15 protein-coding genes are annotated in these 18787 nt (G+C 73.5%); 5 read left to right on the top strand and 10 right to left on the bottom strand.

Features of this window, described 5'->3' with window-relative positions; all coding sequences use genetic code 11:
* Positions 1 to 815 precede the first annotated feature (815 nt).
* Positions 816 to 2183 carry an SWIM zinc finger family protein gene (locus ACTOQ3_RS29180; RefSeq protein WP_440086627.1) on the top strand — a complete coding sequence of 456 codons (1368 nt, stop codon included), beginning with the start codon at positions 816 to 818 and terminating at the stop codon, positions 2181 to 2183.
* On the top strand, positions 2180 to 4954 hold the full coding sequence (locus tag ACTOQ3_RS29175; RefSeq protein WP_440086625.1) for a hypothetical protein: 2775 nt from the start codon (positions 2180 to 2182) through the stop codon (positions 4952 to 4954). Before ACTOQ3_RS29180 ends, ACTOQ3_RS29175 begins: the two co-directional genes overlap by 4 nt.
* Here the strand turns inward: ACTOQ3_RS29175 and ACTOQ3_RS29170 are convergent.
* The 4 genes from ACTOQ3_RS29170 to ACTOQ3_RS29155 form a co-directional block, all read right to left on the bottom strand.
* Positions 4936 to 5247, bottom strand: a complete 312-nt coding sequence (locus tag ACTOQ3_RS29170; RefSeq protein ID WP_440086624.1) for a hypothetical protein — start codon at positions 5245 to 5247, stop codon at positions 4936 to 4938. The genes ACTOQ3_RS29175 and ACTOQ3_RS29170 overlap by 19 nt on opposite strands.
* Positions 5240 to 5683, bottom strand: coding sequence for a DUF1622 domain-containing protein (locus ACTOQ3_RS29165; protein ID WP_440086623.1), 444 nt, complete (start codon positions 5681 to 5683; stop codon positions 5240 to 5242). Before ACTOQ3_RS29165 ends, ACTOQ3_RS29170 begins: the two co-directional genes overlap by 8 nt.
* A gap of 108 nt (positions 5684 to 5791) precedes the next feature.
* Complete coding sequence (locus ACTOQ3_RS29160; RefSeq protein ID WP_440086622.1) at positions 5792 to 6925, bottom strand: DUF5925 domain-containing protein; 1134 nt, start codon at positions 6923 to 6925, stop codon at positions 5792 to 5794.
* 108 nt (positions 6926 to 7033) lie between these two features.
* Positions 7034 to 7654 (bottom strand): TIGR03086 family metal-binding protein, encoded by a 621-nt coding sequence (locus ACTOQ3_RS29155; protein ID WP_440086621.1) that lies wholly within the window; start codon positions 7652 to 7654, stop codon positions 7034 to 7036.
* A gap of 98 nt (positions 7655 to 7752) precedes the next feature.
* On the opposite strand from ACTOQ3_RS29155, the gene ACTOQ3_RS29150 reads away from it, so the two are divergent.
* A complete protein-coding gene (locus ACTOQ3_RS29150; RefSeq protein WP_440086620.1) occupies positions 7753 to 8715 on the top strand; it encodes a helix-turn-helix transcriptional regulator in 963 nt (320 codons plus the stop codon).
* 84 nt (positions 8716 to 8799) lie between these two features.
* Here ACTOQ3_RS29150 and ACTOQ3_RS29145 read toward each other — a convergent pair whose 3' ends face one another.
* Positions 8800 to 9717, bottom strand: coding sequence for a LysR family transcriptional regulator (locus tag ACTOQ3_RS29145; protein ID WP_440086619.1), 918 nt, complete (start codon positions 9715 to 9717; stop codon positions 8800 to 8802).
* Between the two features lie 70 nt (positions 9718 to 9787).
* On the opposite strand from ACTOQ3_RS29145, the gene ACTOQ3_RS29140 reads away from it, so the two are divergent.
* A complete protein-coding gene (locus tag ACTOQ3_RS29140; protein ID WP_440086618.1) occupies positions 9788 to 10753 on the top strand; it encodes a DMT family transporter in 966 nt (321 codons plus the stop codon).
* Here the strand turns inward: ACTOQ3_RS29140 and ACTOQ3_RS29135 are convergent.
* Positions 10719 to 12179 carry a serine/threonine-protein kinase gene (locus tag ACTOQ3_RS29135; RefSeq protein WP_440086617.1) on the bottom strand — a complete coding sequence of 487 codons (1461 nt, stop codon included), beginning with the start codon at positions 12177 to 12179 and terminating at the stop codon, positions 10719 to 10721. The two genes, ACTOQ3_RS29140 and ACTOQ3_RS29135, sit on opposite strands and share 35 nt — an antisense overlap.
* 227 nt (positions 12180 to 12406) lie before the next feature.
* On the opposite strand from ACTOQ3_RS29135, the gene ACTOQ3_RS29130 reads away from it, so the two are divergent.
* Entirely contained in the window at positions 12407 to 13174 is a 768-nt protein-coding gene (locus tag ACTOQ3_RS29130) for a peptidoglycan recognition protein family protein (protein WP_440086616.1), read from the top strand.
* An 84-nt stretch (positions 13175 to 13258) separates the two neighbouring features.
* On the opposite strand, the gene ACTOQ3_RS29125 is transcribed toward ACTOQ3_RS29130, so the two are convergent.
* Genes ACTOQ3_RS29125 through ACTOQ3_RS29110 form a run of 4 tightly spaced genes read right to left on the bottom strand, consistent with a single transcriptional unit; the run spans position 13259 to position 18755 of the window.
* Complete coding sequence (locus tag ACTOQ3_RS29125) at positions 13259 to 14245, bottom strand: ABC transporter ATP-binding protein (protein ID WP_440086615.1); 987 nt, start codon at positions 14243 to 14245, stop codon at positions 13259 to 13261.
* Positions 14235 to 16148, bottom strand: a complete 1914-nt coding sequence (locus ACTOQ3_RS29120) for a dipeptide/oligopeptide/nickel ABC transporter permease/ATP-binding protein (protein WP_440086614.1) — start codon at positions 16146 to 16148, stop codon at positions 14235 to 14237. The genes ACTOQ3_RS29125 and ACTOQ3_RS29120 overlap by 11 nt, the downstream gene beginning before the upstream one ends.
* Positions 16141 to 17076 (bottom strand): ABC transporter permease, encoded by a 936-nt coding sequence (locus ACTOQ3_RS29115; RefSeq protein ID WP_440086613.1) that lies wholly within the window; start codon positions 17074 to 17076, stop codon positions 16141 to 16143. Before ACTOQ3_RS29115 ends, ACTOQ3_RS29120 begins: the two co-directional genes overlap by 8 nt.
* Complete coding sequence (locus ACTOQ3_RS29110) at positions 17073 to 18755, bottom strand: ABC transporter substrate-binding protein (protein ID WP_440086612.1); 1683 nt, start codon at positions 18753 to 18755, stop codon at positions 17073 to 17075. Before ACTOQ3_RS29110 ends, ACTOQ3_RS29115 begins: the two co-directional genes overlap by 4 nt.
* Positions 18756 to 18787: the final 32 nt, after the last annotated feature.

Genomic DNA, 18787 nt, shown 5'->3' with positions numbered 1-18787 from the left:
CTGGGCGCTTTGGAGTTTCATGACCTCCGGGTGGTTTCCGGCCTCGCCGCCCGGAAAAAAATCGACTTCCGCCACTTGGGGCGACTCCGGTCCGTCGTTCCACTGCCGTTCGTTTCCCGGACGCCGTCGCGGGCGGCGCGGCGACCTCCCGCCCTTGCCCCTCTCGGCCGCCGGGCGTGTCCTCCGTTCCGTTTTCGCTGCTCACGACACCTGTCGAGGTCGAGGTAGCAGGAGGGGAAGGGGGGACGGGCCGGGTGCGGGGAGGCGGGGAGGAGAAGCTCCGCGCACGCCGTCCCGGGCGCTCCGCGGACAATTCACGCACGCCGGATGTCCGTAACCGAACGCGTTCCGGGATTCTGGAGGACAAATGACTTCTCCGCGTCCGGAATGCGTGCCGCCGGTCCACGGGTTTGCCGGCGTCCGGCGCCGGGTGTCTTCGAAGGCGCCCGGCGGCACGCGACCGATCACATTGAGGTGCGGTCCAGACACTCTGAGGTAAGGCAAGACTCGCCTTGCGGACCGTATGATTCCGGACGTCTCGCATTGTGGGGGAGGGGGACGGCGGGCGTCGTTTGGTCCTTGGCGGTCATTGGCCCGTTCCATCGTCCGTCCGGATCAATCAACCGGCGTTCCCCGAATTGTTCGCGAGCCGGCGGGGGATCGGATAGGGGCATTGACCGGATCCGGCGCCCCCGCGCCCCCGCGCCTCCGCTCCCCGGCCCTCGAAGCCTTCGAAGCCTTCGAAACCGGTGGTTCGTACGCCGGCCTTGCGGTCGTGGCCGGATTTGTCGGTCGTGATCTCTACCGTCCGGCCCATGACAAGTGCAGTGCAGGCCTACTCCTACGCCGGCCCCTCCACGCTCTCCGACGGACATCTGGGACTGTCGACGTCCGGAGGCCGGACCACGACGGGCTTCCTCGACCATCCCCGGTTCTTCAGCGGGTTGCTCACCCAGGCCGCGCCCGCCGCGACCGGCCTGCTCGCGGTCGCCGACGTGGCGCTGGCCCGCTACCACCGGCCGCAGCCCGGATTCACCCGCGATCCGGTCGTGACCTGCGGCGGCGACCGCCTCAGGTTCGAGTCGTTCTCCGCCTGCGGCGGCGTCTACGCCCGGCTGGACGTGCTGGGCCCCGCCCTCGACGGTGAGGTCTTCGACCGGGGCACCACCAACGTGGACGTCAACAACCCGCTGCGCGAGGCGCTGGCCAGGGTCGGCGGCCGTGACCCGCTGCACGTCGGGGTCGGTCCCGACGAGCTCACCGTGACCACCCTGGACGGCGCGGTCGTGGAGAAGAAGGTGCCGCTGCCCGACCGGTGGCTGCGCGGTTTCGCGGAGGTCCAGGTGATCGCCTCCGGGTTCGACCTGCGCGCCGAGCTCGCCGGGCCGCAGGCCGTCAGGTTCCTGCGCGGCCTGCCGAAGCGGGCGGCGGCCGAGGTGTGGGCGGTCCCCGCGGGCAGGGAGCTGCGGCTCTCGGAGCGGGCCGTACCGGGCGGGGTCCATCTGGCCGGGGTCGGCAGGCTGGCGACGATGATGCCGTCGCTGCGCTTCGCCAAGGCGCTGCGCGTGTACGGACCGGCGGACGGCTCGGGGTCCAGCGCCTGGGAGCTGGAACTGCCGGGCATGCGCTACACGCTGGTCCTGTCCCCGCAGGCCTGGCGCGGTTTCTCCGGGGAGGGGGCCGTCCTGGACGACCTCTCCTCGGACGTGGTGGCCGGCGACGCCGACCTGGTCGGCATCCTGCTCGACTTCGAGCCCACCCTGGAGCTCGGCCTGCTCGCCGAGCGCTCCGGGCTCGCGCCGGAGCGGGTCCGGGCCTCGCTCACCCAGCTCGGCACGGCGGGCCGGGTCGGCTACGACCTCTTCGAGGCCGCGCACTTCCACCGCGAGCTGCCCTACGACCGCGACCACGTCGCGGCGCTGAACCCCAGGCTCGGCTCCGCCCGCGCCCTGGTCGCCTCCGGCGCCGTCCGGCTGACCGGCCCCGATTCGGCCGAGGTGACCACCGACGGCGGCGTCCGCCTGGTGCGGACGGCGGAGGGGTCGTGCACCTGCCCGTGGTGGTACGACCACCGGGGCTCGCGCGGTCCCTGCAAGCACGTGCTCGCCGCCCGGATGGCCGCCGGCACCCGGGACACCTCCCCGGCGGCACCGGCCCCCCTCACCCGGGAGGACGCCCGATGACGGTCTGGGACGAGGTCCGCGAGCTCATCGAGAACGCCGGCCTCGACGAGCTCGCGGCCCGGATGGTGGAGCTCGACGACGCGGAGCGCAGGGAGGTCGCCAGGGAACTGCCCGGGTATCTCAGGCCGGAGCGTCGCGAGGCGAGGGTCTTCGAGCCGTGGAGGAGACGGGGCGGACGGGGAGAGCACCTGCGGGTGGCGGGGGCGGGCTCGCTCGGCGGCGCCGCGGCCGTGGCCACCTGGCTGAACCGGCGTGAGTTCACGATCTTCGAGTGGGAGAGGCCGGGCGACACCGACGCCCTCATCAAGGTGATCTCCGCGCGGGAACCCGGGTGGCGGGCCGATCTGATCTCCCGGCTCGTCCTGCGGATCCGCACCGCGACCTCGCCGGGACTGCCGCTGGTGCTGGCCCTGCTCCGCGGTACCGGCGTGACCTCGCCCGAGCACGACCCGCTCGTGCTGGGCTGGCTCGCCACGCCGCCCAGCGCGGGCGGGCTCCGCCAGGACCCGCTCCTCGACGTCCTGCTGCCGAGGATCTTCGAGGCGCAGGGCGTGGGCCGCGCCCTGCGCGAGGAGCGGAGCGACCCGCCGCGCGCCGGGTCCTGGCTCGGCGCGCTGGCCGCGCTGAGCGGCGAGGGGAGGGTGAGCCGCGAGATGCTCGTGCACGGCTGCGTCAGCCGGTTCCTGCGCGGAGGGGACGCCATCGACCTGCGGTTCTTCGTCCGCCTCCACGAGCTGCTCGAACCCGCGCCCGCGGAGGTGGAGGCCCGCGCCCGCGACTACCTGCGCCTGCTGCCGGCCGCGCCGGGACCGGTCGCGGAACTGGCGCTCAGGCACCTGCGCCGCCTCGGCCGCCTCGACCCGGCCGACGTGACGGAGGCGCTGGAGAGCCTGCTGTTTCGCGCCGAGGTCGGCCTGGTGCGTGCCGGACTGACCTGGCTCGACCAGACCCTGCGGCGGTCGCCGGAACGGGCCGACGAGCTGGCCGCGGCTCTCGCGTCCGCGTTCGGCCACGAGGCGTACGCCGTGCAGGAGCGTGCCGCGCGTCTCGCGGTCAAGCACGCGGCGCACCTCACCCCGCTCGGCGCGGAGACGCTGCGCGCGGCACTGGGCGCGCTCCCGCCGGACCTGGGGCGGCTCCTGGCCGGGGCGGTCGGCGGAGAGGCGGAGCCTGAGCGGGAGCCGGAGGTCCTCACCCCTCCGCCGCTCACCCCGCCCGATCCCGCGGGGGCCTTCCCCGGCCCGCCGGACACGGTCGCCGAGCTGGCCCGCGCGGACCGGTCCCGCGACTGGCAGGAGGCCGAGCGGTGGCTCGCGGGCTTCGTCCGGTTCGCGGCCGAGGACCGCGAGGCGCTGCGCGCCGCGCTCACCGGCAGCGCCCACGAGATCCGCGACCTCTACCGGTGCAAGGACTGGTACGCGCCCCACGACTGGTTCACCGCGATCGCCGCGGAGCTCGTCTCCCCGGGCGCCGATCCCGGACCGGAGGCCCGCAGGGTCCCGGAGGCCAGGGAGACGTGGATCTCCGGGAACGTCATGACCGGTTCGGGGGGCGACGACGGGGGGATGTCCTTCGGCGATCTCCTCACCGGGGCCCGTTACTACGTCATGCGTCTCCTCACCAGGGGCGACGAGGACGGCGGATCGGCCTGGTATCGCGCTCCCGAGGAGATCAGGCCCGACCGGCTCCCCCTCGAGCACGACGTCTCCGCGCCGCACCGGTTCGTGCTCCGGCGGTGCGCGGAGGTGCTCGCCGCGCTCAAGGCGGGCACGCTGCCGCCGGTCCTGCTCGCGACCCCGACCGGTGCCACCGGCCACCTCGACCCCGCCGCGTTCCTCACCCGCCTGGAGACGGTCGAGGCCGCCGGGGCCGAACCGCTGCCCGCCGATTTCCAGCAGGCGCTGCTGCGGTTGCCGGGAACCGCCGATCCCGAGGTGGTCGCCCGGGCCGGACGGCTGACCTCCGAGGCCGGGCGCCGGGCGGCGCGCTGGCTGGCGGAGGGGCCGGTCGAGCCGGAGACGCGCGTCCGCTGGACGTTCGTCGAGAACGAGAACTCGTACCACACCGACGAGCGCGAACCGCCGCCGGGCGCCCACCTGAGCCCGGTCCCCCGGGTGCGGACCGATCCGACCGGCCTGCCCCTCGTCGACGAGCTGCTCGGCGAGGTGCGGCATCACCGCTGGGGGGAGCACGGCCGGTACATGACGTGGTGGCCCGCCGTCCTGCCCTCGCACCGCGACGTGGTCGCCGCCCGCTGTCTCCCGCACCTGCTCCACTCCTGGGACCGGCCCGGGGTCCACGCAGGGCACGCCGAGGCGCTCGCCGCCTGCGACGGGCCGGTCGGCGAGCCCACCGCGCTGCTGCTCGCCTTCTTCCTGGTCCAGGCAGACCCGGTCCACGGTGTGCGGCTGGTGCTGCGGATGGCGGCGCGGGGAGACCTGCCGGCGGACGCGCTCGGCAGGCAACTCGCCCTGCTCACGGGACAGACCTGGGTGAAGCTGCCGCACGCGGTGGCCGGACTCGGACAGGCGGCCGCGCAGGGCGCCCACCGGGAGGTCTGGGAGGTGATCCGGGCGGCGCTGCCGCACGTTCTGCCGGGGCCGGGGAAACGGCCGCGCTCGGGCGCGATCGATCTCGTCGCCCTGGGCGCCGAGGTGGCCCGGTGGGCCGGCGCGCGCGGGGAGATCGCCGGGCTCGTCCCGCCGTCGCGCCGCTCGTCGGACTTCGGCCGCCAGTGCCGCCGCCTGCACGACTATCTCGTACGGCCCTGATCCCGCCCGTTCGGGCCGGGGGCGGCGGGACGGCGTCCGGGCGGACGCCGTCCCGCCGGGTGCGCGGAGAACCCGGCGACGGCGAGCTTGCGGACCAGCGCCGTGAGCGCCGCCGTGATGATCGCCGCCCAGGTCTGGGCCTGGGAGAGGCGCAGGAGCCCGGCCGCGAGGAGGAAGTCGAGCAGCACCGCGAGCGCGCCGCCGGGACCGCCGCCGGAGAGCAGCACGGCGAGCGCGGCGGCCAGCCCCATGACGACGATCAGGGGGACGAGCATCCGGACGAGGTCAGCCATTCCCGGCACCGGGCGGGACGCGCCCGCCGGAGTCGTCCGGCGAGCCGTGCCCGCCCGGGGCGTCCAGCGAGCCGCGCCCGCGCGCGTCGTTCACCGTGCGCCCCTCCCGCTCGATCTCCCTGTTCAGGAAGAAGTTCAGCGCGGTGCGGATGGCCGCGATCGCCGCGAGCTGCCCGATCTGCGTGAAACTCGGCGCGATGGCCGTACGCAGCACGTCGCTGGCCAGCTGGAACTCCAGGCCGAGGGCGAGGAAGCGTCCCAGGAACAGCCGCACGGTGATGAACCCGTCGTCGTGCCGCCGTACGGCCACCAGCACGAACCGCACGAACGCGATCGCGGCACCGACGAAGATGACGGCCGCCCCGGCCGCCTCGACGAGGCGGACCAGCAGGTTGACGAGCTGCCGGAGGGTCTCCTCCGGTAGGAGATCGAGCATGCGCTGCTGTTACCCGGTGGCTCCCCGACCATGCGGCCGCGGTCGCCGCCCCGTCCGCGGCGGTCGGAGCTCCCCACGGGCCGCTCGGGGGTCGCCCGGCGGCGGGGGTCAGAGGTAGAGACCGGTGTTCTCCGGGGCGGCCGTGGTGCGGTCGAGGACGCCTTCGCGGCGGGCGAAGAGCTCGGCGAGGGTCGCGCCGGAGGGGGAGAGCCCCTCGGCGGTGCCGAGCCAGCGGGCGGCCTCGTCGTAGGGGAAGGCGCCGACCTCGATCTGGGCGAGGCAGCGGCCGGGGCGGGTGACGGCGGGGTGGAGGTGGGCCAGGTCCTCGTTGGTGGTGATGGCGACCAGGACGTCACGGCCCTGGCCGAGGAGCCCGTCGGTCAGGTTGAGCAGCCGCGACAGGCCCTGCCCGGTGGCCTCCTTGGCACCGGCCCTGATCAGCTCGTCACAGTCCTCCAGCACCAGGAGCCGCCACCGGTCACCGCCTCCGTCGCCGTCGTGATCGTGGTCATGCTCGTCGGAGCCGACCGCGACCTCCATGAGGTAGCCGGGGGACTGGAACAGCAGCTCCGGATCCAGCACGCAGTCGACCTGGCACCACGACCGCCACTCGTGGGCGAGCGTGCGCAGCAGCGTCGTCTTGCCGGTGCCCGGCGGGCCGTGCAGCAGGATCAGCCGGCCGTGCGCCTCGGAGGGGGTGACGGACATCAGTCGCGACAGCGGCTCGCTGACCGACCTGGCGTAGTTGCCGGAGATCTCCGCCCAGGGGGAGGCGGTGATCGGCTTCTTCGAGCGGCGGCTGCCCCGGGGGCTCTGCCACCAGAAGCCCATCTCCACGTGGTCGCTCTCGGGGACGGGCTCCTCGGCGTCCCTGGTGACCTCCTCGATCACCGAGCGGGCCAGCCCCTCGTCGACCGCGGTCACGCTGACCGTGGCGGCGCGGTTGCGGTAGCGGACCACGCGCAGCGTCCAGCCCTCCCCGCACAGCAGCCGCGAGTCGCGGCCGTCCTTCTCCGAGGCCGCCCGGACGAGCGTCCCGGAGGCGGGGGCGAGGGAGGCGTCGGGACGGACCCGCTCCAGGCTCGCGGTGCGCGACCAGGGCTGGGCCCCGGTGGCGAACGGCGACAGCGCGAGGGCGTCGATCACGTCCACCGCCGCGTCGCCGTCGTCGAGCCAGATCTTCATCGGCAGCTCCACCGGGCGCGGCTCCGGCTGGAAGTCGACCTCCTTGAGTACGGACATGGCGCCAATGATCCTCGCGAGGCGCCCGCCGGTCGAAGGGTTTTAGACCGTGACTCATCGGGGGATCGCTCGTGGACGCGTTCGGTGGGACCTCGTGGACGTCGATCGTCAGCGCGGGGTGCGGCCGAGGTAGCGGAGCAGGTCGTCGACGACCGGGGTGGAGGACGGACCGCCGGCGGCCTCGACCACCGGCGCGTAGGCGCCCCACTGACGCAACGGCTCGACGATTCCCCGCGCCGCGGAGAGAAGGTGGCCGGCGAGCTCGTCGTCGAGCGGGGACGGCCGGCCCGTGGCGATCGCGACGTCCCATGCGTGCACGGCGGCGTCGAGCGCGCACATCACCGCGGCGACCGGAGTGGGCAGGTCACCGTGCGGCAGCGGCGTCGGAACGGTCTCGGTGTCATCGGCGACCGTCGCCCACGCCGCGGCGGTCTGCTCGACGGCGTCCTTCACCAGCTCCGCCGCGGTGCCGTCGACGGCACCGGAAGGCGAGAAGGGGTCGTAGGCCGGGCCGTTTCCGATGCCGAGCATCTTCGCGTAGGCGAGCTGGTCGCCTGCGGCGTGCTGGATCACCTGGGTGACCGTCCACTCCGAGCACGGGGTGGCGTTGTCCCACTGGTCGTCCCGCACACCCGCGACGCTGTTCTCCAGCGCCAGGTAAGAGACGGCCAGCACCTCACGCCAGACCGGCCGCAGGGAGGTGACGGTGTCGGTGGTGATGGTGTTCATGATTTCGCCCTTCGATCTCTTCCTTGCCTGTGACACCAATCTATGGGTCTATTAGGCTAATTTCGTTCCTAATAATCATTCTGGGTGAGAAGAAATCGATGGCTCCGACGACGACTCGAGTGCTGCGCCTGCTGTCCCTGCTGCAGGACCGGTCCCACACCGGCCGCGAGCTCGCCGAGCGCCTCGGCGTCACCGACCGCACCCTGCGGCAGGACATCCGGCGCCTGCGCGAACTCGGCTATCCGGTGCACGCCGCGCGCGGCGCGGTGGGCGGATACCGGCTCGGACAGGGCGCGGAGATGCCCCCGCTGCTGCTCGACGACGACGAGGCGGTGGCCGTGGCGCTGGCCGTCGGCCTGGCCGAGGACGGCTCCACCGGGATCACCGACATCGACGCCAGCCTCACCCGGGCGCTCGCCAAGCTCCAGCAGATCCTCCCGAAACGCCTGCAGCGCAAGGTGACCGCCCTGCGGTCGGCCACCGCGGTCGGGCCCGCCACGGTCGGCTCCCGCGAGCCGGACGCCCCGGTGCCCGCCGAGACCCTCACCGTCGTCGCGGGCGCGATCCGCGACGGCGCGACCCTGCTGGCGACCCGCGCCGGCACCGAGACCGAGGTGGAGCCCTACCGCCTGATCAGCTGGCGCCGCCGCTGGTTCCTGGTCGCCTACGACCTCGGCGCGCACGCCTGGCGGGCGCTGCCCGTCGCCGGCCTGACCGGCGTCCGGTCCGCGTCCCGCCGCTTCGCGCCCCGTTCCCTGCCCGACGACGACCTGGTCGCCTTCGTCCTGCGCGAAGTCGCGCAGACCGGCTGGAAGGTGCAGGCTCGCGTCACCGTCCTCGCCCCCGCCGAGACCGTGATCGCCCGCATCAACCCCGCCGTCGGCGTCGTCGAGGCCGTCGACTCCCACACCAGCGTCCTCGTCACCGGCGCCGACGCCCTGGAGACCATCGCCATCTACCTCAGCATGCTGATGATGGACTTCCGCGTCGACGGCCCGCCCGAACTGGTCGCCCACATCCGTACCCTCGCCCGCCGCTACACCGAGGCCCTCGACGGGTAGGCCAGGCCGGCCTGCCCGCCGATCTTCCGGTCGAGGCGGGCAGGAGTCCCGCCGCGACGGCGAGCGCGGCGGGACCGCCCGCGGTCAGGCGTCAACCGGCTCCAGCGCGAACCGGGGTCGGGGAAGCGGGGCCGGCGCGGGGACCTCGGGGGCGGCGCGGAGGAGGGCGTCGACCAGCGGGCTCGGCGGCCGGGTCAGCGGGCCGGTGAGGACGAGAGCGCGTTCCAGGGACGGCTTCAGCGGGACCATGACGAGCCCGGGAGGCAGCAGGCCGCGGCCGAGGTCGGGAACCGTCGAGACGCCGATGCCCGCGGCGATCATGCCGATGAGCGTGCCGAGCTCGCGCACGTGCTGGGCGGGCGTGTAGGGGACGCCCGCCATGGAGCACAGGGCGCGGGTCTGGGGCTCGCAGCCCCCCTTGGAGACCAGCAGCGGATCCTCCACCAGCTCGGCCATCGTGATGTGTTCCTGACCGGCGAGCGGATGGTCGGCGCGGACCACCGCGTGGAAGGAGTCGCGGCCCACCACCACGTGCGCCGGCGGCGGGGGCGCCGGGTCGACGAGGATCGCGGCGTCGACGACCCCGGTCTCCAGCCAGGGGGACAGCTCGTCGTCGTCGCCCTCGAAGACCTGCACCTCGACGCCGGGGAGCTCCGCCCGCCACGTCCGCATGAGCTGGGGCAGCAGTCCGCAGCAGACCGTGGGCGGAGCGGCGACCCGGACGGTCCCCGCGTGCTGTCCCAGGTGCGAGGAGACGACCTCGTCGATGGCGGTGACCGAGGCGAGCGCGGCCTGGGCGTGCGGCAGGATCGCCGCGCCCAGCGCGGTGGGGCGCACGCTCCCGTGCCGCAGCACCAGCGGGGCGCCGAGGGCGCGCTCCAGGGCGGCGAGCGCGTGGGAGACCGCCGACTGGGACATGCCCAGCTCCTCGGCGGCCACGCCGAAGCCGCCGTTCGCGATCACGGCGGTGAAGACCCGGAGTTGCGCGACCGTCGCACCCATGAGGACATCTCATCACATCCGGCGGGCAACTCATTGGACGCATGGTCCGGGCGGTGGCGAGACTGCTTCCGTGACCCGTGAAGGAAGCGTCTCCACACCCCCGTTCCCGCCGATGACCGGCGCCGCGCCGTCCTCCGCGGGCCGGTCCGTCCTCGCCGCGTATCTCGCCCTGGCCCTGACGTGGGGGGCCAGCTTCCTGTTCATCAAGGTGGCCCTCACCGGTCTCTCGCCCGCCCAGACGGTGCTGGGACGCCTCGCGCTGGGGGCGCTCGCCCTCAACGTGATCATGCTGGTCACCCGCAGGAGATGGCCGAGACGGCCGGTGTTCTGGGCGCACATGGGAGTGATCGCCCTGATGCTGTGCGTGGTGCCGTTCCTGCTGTTCGCCTGGGCCGGGCAGTACATCCCCTCGGGACTCTCCAGCATCTACAACGCGACGACGCCCCTGATGACGATGCTCGTGACCCTGGCCGCGCTCCGGCAGGAGCGCCTCGGCGCGGCAGGGGTGCTCGGCCTGCTGCTCGGCGCCGCCGGGGTCGTCGTCGTGCTGGCCCCGTGGAACCTGGGCGTGGAGACCGGTCCCTGGTGGGCGCAGGCCGCCTGCCTGGGGGCGACGTTCTGCTACGGGCTCTCCTTCGCCTACACGCGGCGCTTCGTCCTGGCGTACGGCCACGACGCGCCCACCATCGCCGCCGCCCAGGTCAGTGTGGCCGCCCTGGTCATGCTCGCGCTGAGCCCGCTGCTGGCCACCGGTCCGGTACGCCTGGACCTCCCCGTCGTGGCGAGCATGGCCGCCCTGGGCGTCTTCGGCACGGGTCTCGCCTACGTGTGGAACACCTCGGTCATCGCCCGATGGGGGGCGGCGACCGCCTCGACGGTGACCTACCTGACCCCGCTGGTGGGCGTCGTCCTCGGGGTGGTCGTCCTGGGCGAGACGCTGACGTGGAACCAGCCCGCGGGGGCGGTGATCGTCGTCCTCGGCATCATGACCGGCCAGGGCGTCATCGGTTCCTGGTCAGGTCGCCGGTCTCCGTGACCAGTCCGGGGCCGGGGACGTCCTTCCAGGTGTAGGTCAGGGCGTCGCCCCTGCGCTTGAGCCAGACGGTGCCGGGGACGCATCCGGTGCCGGAGCCGAGGGTGAAGGTCAGCTCGTCGGCGGTGACCTTGGTCAGGGCGATCCGTCCCTCGCAGCCGTTGACCGGCTCCGCCCACTCGGCCCCGTCGTCGCCCTCCCTGAGCGTGACCTCGATCCGTTTCTTCTCCGGGGAGAACGGGTTGGTGGAGGTGACGCCGTCGCCGGCCCACGTTCCGGCGAAGGAGGCGGGGACCTTCCTGCCGCTCCCCGGCGAGGCCGACCCCTTCGTGCCGGAGGGTTTCGGAGTGGACGGTACGTCGCTCCCGGACGGGGACGAGGAGGACGAGGGTGCCGAGGGGGACGGCCTCGCCCGGTCGGTGTCCCCGGCGACGGTCTCCGGGGCGTTCAGAACGAACCAGGCGGCGATGCCCGCGGCGACCAGCAGGGACACCGTGACGAGGACCGCGCCGACGACGATCCCCCGGGAGCCGCGACGGGATTCCTGGGTGGTGAGCGCCGACCGTCCCGGGGGGGCGGCGATCCGGCTGCCGATCCTGGCCAGATTCTCGATGGACCCGGCGGCGGGGCCGGCCGCGCCCGGGTCGACGAGGCCGACCATCAGCGCGCGGGCCGTCGGGCGGCGCGCGGGATCCTTGTCCAGGCAGGAGGCGATCAGCCCCGCGAACGCGGGGGGCAGGGCCGACAGGTCCGGGTGGTGGTTGACGATCCGGTTCAGCACGGCCGGCACGGTGTCGGCCCCGAAGGGGGACCTGCCGCTCGCCGCGCAGAGCATGGTGGCCGCCCAGCCGAACACGTCGGAGGCCGGCGAGGCGGGAGCCCCGTTGATCTGCTCGGGGGACAGGTAGGCTGGGGTGCCGATGAGGCCGGAGGCGGTCGTGGCCGCGCTCTCCGCCCTGGCGATGCCGAAGTCGACGACCCGGGGGCCGTCGGGGCCGAGCAGCACGTTGGCGGGCTTGAAATCGCGGTGCACCACCCCGGCGGCGTGGATGGCCGCCAGCGCGGTCGCCGTACCGACCACCAGGCGCTCCAGCTCGCCGCCCCGCAGCGGGCCCCGCTCGCGGATCCTCTCCTCCAGCGAGGGGCCGTCGACGAACTCGCTGACCACGTACGGGAGGGGACCGTCCACGGAGGCGGTCAGCACGCGCGCCGTGCAGAAGGGCGCGACGCTCTCCAGGGCGGACAGCTCGCGGGCGAGCCGTGCCCGCGACGCGGTGTCGCCGCGGAACAGCACCTTCACCGCCACCCGCTCGCCGCTGGGCGCGTGCGCGAGGTAGACGACGCCCTGGCCGCCCTCACCGAGCCTGCCGGCCAGCCGGAACGCGCCGAGCCGGTCCGGATCGCCAGGGATGAGGGGGGTCGCGACCATGGAGGCAAGGCTATCCGTCTTGTCTGTGATGAGAGGTGTCATGGACGAACGGTTTAGGGCGTCCGGCAGGGGTTAGGGGGACGGCTGTTCCGCTGCCCGACGATCATCAGGAGCGCTTCCCCGCCATACCGTGCCAAGGGACTCAGTTGGTTTAACGACCTCATATGGTGTCGTGTCAACCATTACGCTCCGGTAGGGCAATATCACTCAGACAGTGGAGACGTTTCGTGGCCATCGATCTCGTTACTCGCCGTGAGTGGGGCGCCCGCCAGCCGCGTGGTTCCTACAGCAGGCTCACCTCCACCAGGGGAGTGAAGGTCCATTACACGGGTGGCCAGGTCAGCCCGGACATCGTGAACGACCACGCCAAGTGCGTCGCGCTGGTGAAGTCCATCCAGAACCACCACATGGACGGCAACGGCTGGATAGACGTGGGCTACTCGATGCTGGTCTGCCCGCACCGCAAGGTCTTCGAGGGGCGCGGCGCGCACCACGTTCCGGCCGCCAACGGCGCCGGGCTCAACAGCGACCACTACGCGGTGCTCGGCCTGGTCGGCTCCTCCGGTTTCACCAAACCGACCGACAACGTCCTGCACGGCATCCTGGACGCCATCGAATACCTCAGGGACAAAGGCGGGGCGGGCAAGGAGATCAAGGGGCACCGCGACGGCTACTCGACCAGCTGCCCCGGCGAGCCCCTGTACGCCTGGGTCAAGCGCGGCGCCCCCCGTCCCGGTGGGGCTCCCGACCCGCCGGAGCCGCACCCCTCCTTCCCCGGCCGCGTCCTGAAGCAGCCGCCGGTCATGAAGGGAGAGGACGTCCGCACCTGGCAGCGGCAGATGCGCGACCGGGGCTGGGCGATCGACGTCGACGGCCTGTACGGCCCCGGTTCCAGCGAGGTCTGCAGGAGGTTCCAGAAGGAGAAGGACCTGCCCGTCACCGGCGCCGTCGACCGCGCCACCTGGGACGCCGCCTGGCAGGAGCCCGTCAGCTGACCTCCGTCCGGGACGCCTTCCGGCAGGCCCGTCAGCCGACCGTGGCCCTCGCGGGCGGTGACCGGCCCGCCACCGGGGACGCCTCTAGCCGGCCGCCACCCCCTGCGGGTGGTGGCAGGCCACCCACTGGTCGGGGCCGATCCGCCGCATGACCGGCTCCTCGGCGGCGCACCTCGGCGTCGCCGCCGGGCAGCGGGTCCTGAAGCGGCACCCGCTGGGCGGTGTGACCGGGGACGGGGGCTCCCCGCTGATGAGCCGGTCGGCAGGGGGGAGATCCAGGCCGCCGCGCGGGACGGAGGCGAGCAGCGCCCGCGTGTAGGGGTGGGCGGGTCGCCCGACCAGGGTGTCGCCCGAGGCCAGCTCGCAGGTCTTGCCGAGGTACATCACCAGGACGCGGTCGCTGACGTTCTTGACCACGGCCAGGTCGTGGGCGATGAACACCAGCGTCAGCCGGTAGCGCCTCTTGAGGTCCTCCAGCAGGCTCAGGATCTGGGCCTGCACCGACACGTCGAGCGCGGAGACCGGCTCGTCGCAGATCACCACCTCGGGGTCGAGCACCAGCGCCCGCGCGATGGAGATCCGCTGGCACTGCCCGCCGGAGAACTCGTGCGGGCGCCGGGTCGCGGCGGTGGCCGGGTCGAGCCCCACCGCCTCCAGCATCTCGTCGATCCTGTCCCGCCCCGTCCCCCAGACGCGCGGCCCCTCCGCGACGATGTCGCGGACCCGCCGCCGGGGGTTGAGCGACGAGATCGGATCCTGGAAGATCATTTGAAGTCGCCTGCGGGTCCTGCGCAGCGTCTCGCCCCGCAGGCCGGTGAGCTCCACGCCGTCCAGCCGGACCGATCCGCCGAGGGGCGCGGGCAGCTGCATCAGCGCCCGCGCGGCGGTGGACTTCCCGCAGCCGGACTCGCCCACGATGCCGAGCGTCTCTCCCCTGGCCACGTCGAAACTCACCCCGGAGACCGCGTGCACGCGCCGCCCGCGCCCCGCGGGGAACTCCACGACGAGGTCCTCGACGCGGAGCAGCACCTGCTCGGGGGGACGGAGATGGGCGCTTCCGCTACCTGCCACGGGTGTCCACCCTTTCGATCCCGTCGGTGTCCTGCCGGCCCACCCGCTCCGGATACCAGCAGGCGTACATGTGGCCCGGGGTCTCCGCCTCGGCCAGCGGGGGCGCCTCGGCCGCGCACCGCTCCCGCGCGTACGGGCACCGGGGGTGGAACGCGCACCCCGAAGGCAGGGCCGCCAGGTCGGGCGGACGGCCGGGGATGAGGTGGAGCGGGTGGTGGGCGGGGTCGGTGAGCCGGGGCACCGCCCGCAGCAGGGCCTCGGTGTACGGCATGCGGGTGCGCTCGAACAGCGCCTCGGCGGGCCCGCGCTCGACCACCCTGCCCGCGTACATGACGACGACCTCGTCCGCCCACCGCGCCACCACGGCCAGGTCGTGGCTGACCAGCACCATGGCCATGTCGCGTTCCTCGCGCTGCCGGTGAACGAGCCGCAGCACCTGGTCCTGGACGGTGACGTCGAGCGCGGTGGTCGGCTCGTCGGCGAACAACACGTCGGGGCCGCAGGACAGCGCCATCGCGATCGTCACCCGCTGCCGCATGCCGCCGGAGAGCTGGTGCGGGTAGCGGCGCAGCGCCCGCGCGGGCTCGGGGATGCCGACCGAGGCGAGCAACTCGACGGCCGCCGCCCGCGCCCGCCTCCGGTTCAGGCCCAGGTGCACCCTGAGCGGCTCCATCACCTGGGTGCCCACGGTCCTGACCGGGTTCAGCGCCGTCATCGGATCCTGGAAGACGGCCGCCAGCCGGGTGCCGAGCACCCCGCGCAGCTCCTTCGGGGACAGGGCGGTGAGGTCGCGGCCCTCCAGGCGCACCTGCCCGCCGCGCAGCACGCCCGCGCCGGGCAGCAGGCCCAGCACCGAGCGGATCAGCATGGTCTTGCCGGAGCCCGACTCGCCCACCACGGCGAGCGTGCGGCCGCGCTCCAGGGTGAAGGAGACGCCGTCGACCGCCCGCACGACGCCCCGCCCGGTCACGAAGTGCGTGCGCAGGTCGCGGACCCGCAGCAGCGCCCCCTCTCCTCCGGCGGTGTCCGCGGCGTTCTCGGTGGCGGGCGGGCCCTCCGTGATCGCGCCGCCGCGGCGCGCGGGCTCCAGGCCGCTCTGCCGTACGTCGGTCAGCGCCCTGAGCCGGTCGCCGACGACGTTGAACGACAGCACGGTCAGGAACATGACGAGCGAGGGGGCGAGCACGACGTGCGGGGCGCCGTCCATCACCGCGCGGCCCTCGTTGATCAGCCCTCCCCAGGTCGGGGTGGGCGCCTGGACCGACAGCCCGAGGAAGGCGAGGCTGCCCTCGGCCACCACGGCGATCGCCATGCCGATGAAGGCGTAGGAGGCGGCCGGCACGGCCACGTTGGGGGTGATCTCCCGCAGCAGGATCCGCCGGTCCCGCGCGCCCAGGGCGCGGGCCGCGAGCACGAACTCCCGCCCGGAGAACGACAGGGTGGCGCCGCGGATCAGCCTGGTCCAGGCGGGCACCCCCAGCACGCCCAGCACGATCAGCACGTTGGTCAGGCTCGCCCCGGCGAAGGCGACCACGGCCAGCGCGAACACCAGCGCGGGGAAGGCGAGCGCGATGTCGTTGACCGCCATGATCACGGCGTCCGTCGCCCGCCCCCGGTATCCGGCGACGATGCCGAGCGGCGCGCCGACCAGCAGGCCGAGCAGCACCGCGCCGACGCCGACGCCGAGCGAGACCCGCGCGCCGTACACGACCCTGCTGAGCACGTCGCGGCCCAGGCCGTCGGTGCCGAACGGGTGCGCGGGACTCGGCCCCGCCTGGGGCGGCCCGGCCAGGGTCGCGTCGTAGCGCGGCAGCGGCAGCACGTCGGCGGCGAGGGCCGCGGCGAGCACCAGGGCGATCCAGGCCGCCGAGATCCAGAATCCCCGGCCCAGCCGCCTAGGCACGCCGGATCCTGGGGTCGACGGCCACGTAGACCAGGTCGACCGCGACGTTGACCAGCACGTAGCCGATGGAGATCAGCACGACGCCCCCCTGCACTGTCAGGTAGTCGCGGGAGAAGATGGACTCGACGATGAGCCGCCCGACGCCGGGCAGCCCGAAGAGCGTCTCGATGATCACCGTTCCGCCGATGAGCGCGCCGAGGTTGAGCCCGACGGCGGTGACCAGGGAGATCGCGGACGGCCGCAGCGCGTGCCGCCACAGGATGCGCCGGGGCGACAGGCCCCGCGCGCGGGCCAGGGTGATGTAGTCCTCCTGGAGGGTGGCGATGAGGTCGGTCCGCAGCAGCCGCGCGTAGACGGCCATCTGCCCGCAGCCCAGGGTGACGGCGGGCAGCAGCACCGAGGTGAGGTTCCAGCCCAGGTCGAGCGAGATCGGGGTCCAGCCGGTCGCGGGAAGCACCCGGAGTTCGACGGCGAACACCAGGATCAGCACCACGCCCAGGACGAACACCGGGGTCGACAGCAGGCCGAAGCTCAGCGCGGTGAGCGCCTGGTCGAGCGTCCGGCCCGCCCGGCGGGCCGCCGCGACCCCGACGGGCACGGCGAGCCCGAGCGCGATCAGCTGCGCGGCCACCAGCAGCTCCAGGGTGACGGGCAGCCGCTCGGCGAGGGCCTCGGCGACCGGGACGCTCGTGATGGCGGAGGTCCCCATGTCGCCGGTGACCAGGCCGCCGAGCCAGTCCAGGTAGCGGACCATCAGCGGCTCGTCGAGGCTCAGCTCCGCCCGGAGCCGCTCCCGCGCCTCCTCGCTCGCCGACAGGCCCAGGATCTGCGTGGTCGGGTCGCCCGGCAGCAGGTCGAGCAGCGCGTACGACAGGAAGGTGACGACGAGCAGTACCAGCACCAGCCGGGCCGGCCGGGCCCAGATCACGGGTGGCCGACCCAGACCTGCGAGAACGGGTGGTAGGGGATGGGGGCGCCGGTCAGCGGCACGCCCTTGTCGCCGTCGGGCAGGAGGTGCTCACCGATGCCGCCGACCTTGGTCTTCGCGATCACCGCCCCGGTGTCGAGGTGGTCGACGAAGACGTAGGGGACGAGCTCGCGCAATCGCTGCTGGACCGTGGCGTAGGCCTGCTTGCGGACGTCGTCCTGGGGGTTGCTCCTGCCGGTGTCGAGGGCCTGGCTGAGCCGGAGGTCCTTGAGGCGGCTGAAGTTCAGGGAGATGCTCCCGACGGGCCCGGCGTGGTTCTGGTGCATCCAGACGTACTCGCCGTCGGGGTCGGAGGCGGAGAACTGCGTCCACACGGTGGCCTGGAAGTCGCCGGTCACGGCCCGGTTCACCAGGTCCGCCTGGTCGACCTGCCTGATCCGCACCTCCACCCCGGCCTTGCGCCACATGTCCTGGGCCAGCTCTATGCCCTGCATGGTGTTGGGGTCGGGCGGTGTGATCACCTCGAAGGAGATCTGTCCCTTCTCCGCCTCGACCTCGCCGATCAGCGCCTTCGCCCTGTCCAGGTCGTAGGCGGGGTAGTCGCCCCCGGGGGCGTACCACCCGGAGTCCTTCGACCAGGGGCCGTCGGCCTCCTTGGTCAGCCCGCCGCGCAGCGTGGAGATGACCGCCGCCCGGTCGGTGGCGTGGGCCAGCGCCCGGCGCAGGCGCAGGTCGTCGAAGGGCGGCGCGGCGGTGTTCAGCATGAACATGTACTCGGGCACCGACATGCCCGAGGCCCGCCTGACCGTGTACGCGTCCTTGAGGGCGCCGAACTTGAGGATGTCGTCGTCGCGGGTGGTGCCCATCGCGTCGATCCCGCCCGCCTCCAGGGTCTGCGCCCGGGTCTGGGTGTCGGGCAGGACGCGGAACTCGATCTCGTCGAGGTAGGGCAGCCCCTTGCGCCAGTAGGTGGGATTCCTGGTGACGACCATGCGGCTGCCCGGCGTGTACTCCTTGAACACGAACGGCCCGGTCCCCACCGGCCTGCGGCTGGCCGCCTCGGGGCCGGCCAGGGAGGACGCGGGGACCACCATCCCGATCTGCGCGGCGAGGTGGTAGGGGAAGGCCACCCAGGGGCCCGTCAGCTTCACCTTCACCGTCATAGGGTCGACCAGCTCGAAGGAGCCGACGGGCGTGAACGCCGCGCTGGTCAGCGGGGACGCCTTCTGCGCCTCCAGATTGGCCTTGACCGTCTTGCCGTCCAGAGGTTCGCCGGTGGAGAAGGTGATCCCCGGGCGCACCTTGATCGTCCACTCGTCGGCGTTCCTGCTGGGGGTGAGCGACTCGGCCAGCACGGGTCTCCACTCGCCGGTGGCGGTCACCCCCACCAGGGTCTCGATGATCGTCCCGGCCATGCTGTAGCTCACGGCCGCGAACTGGTCGGTCACGGGGTTGAAGCCCGCCGCGTCGGCGCCGAGACCGTAGACCAGACGCCCGCCGCGCACCGGCGAGGCCCCGGTCGCCCCGCCCGCCCCGCCAGAGGTCCCGGCGGCTCCGGCTGCACCGGCTGCACCGTCGGAGGGCGCGACGGGCCGCTCGCCGCTGCACCCGGCCAGCGCCAGGGCCGGCCCCAGCGCCAGCGAGGCGAGCAACGCCGTGGAAACCGTCAGACGCTTCACGTACGTCTCCTCCCGGTAGAGCCCCCCGAGAG

The organism is Streptosporangium sp. LJ11 (genome assembly GCF_051918945.1).
GTDB lineage: Bacteria > Actinomycetota > Actinomycetes > Streptosporangiales > Streptosporangiaceae > Streptosporangium.
The sequence above is the reverse complement of the archived record's forward strand: the minus strand, read 5'-3'. Positions and strand labels throughout refer to the sequence as shown.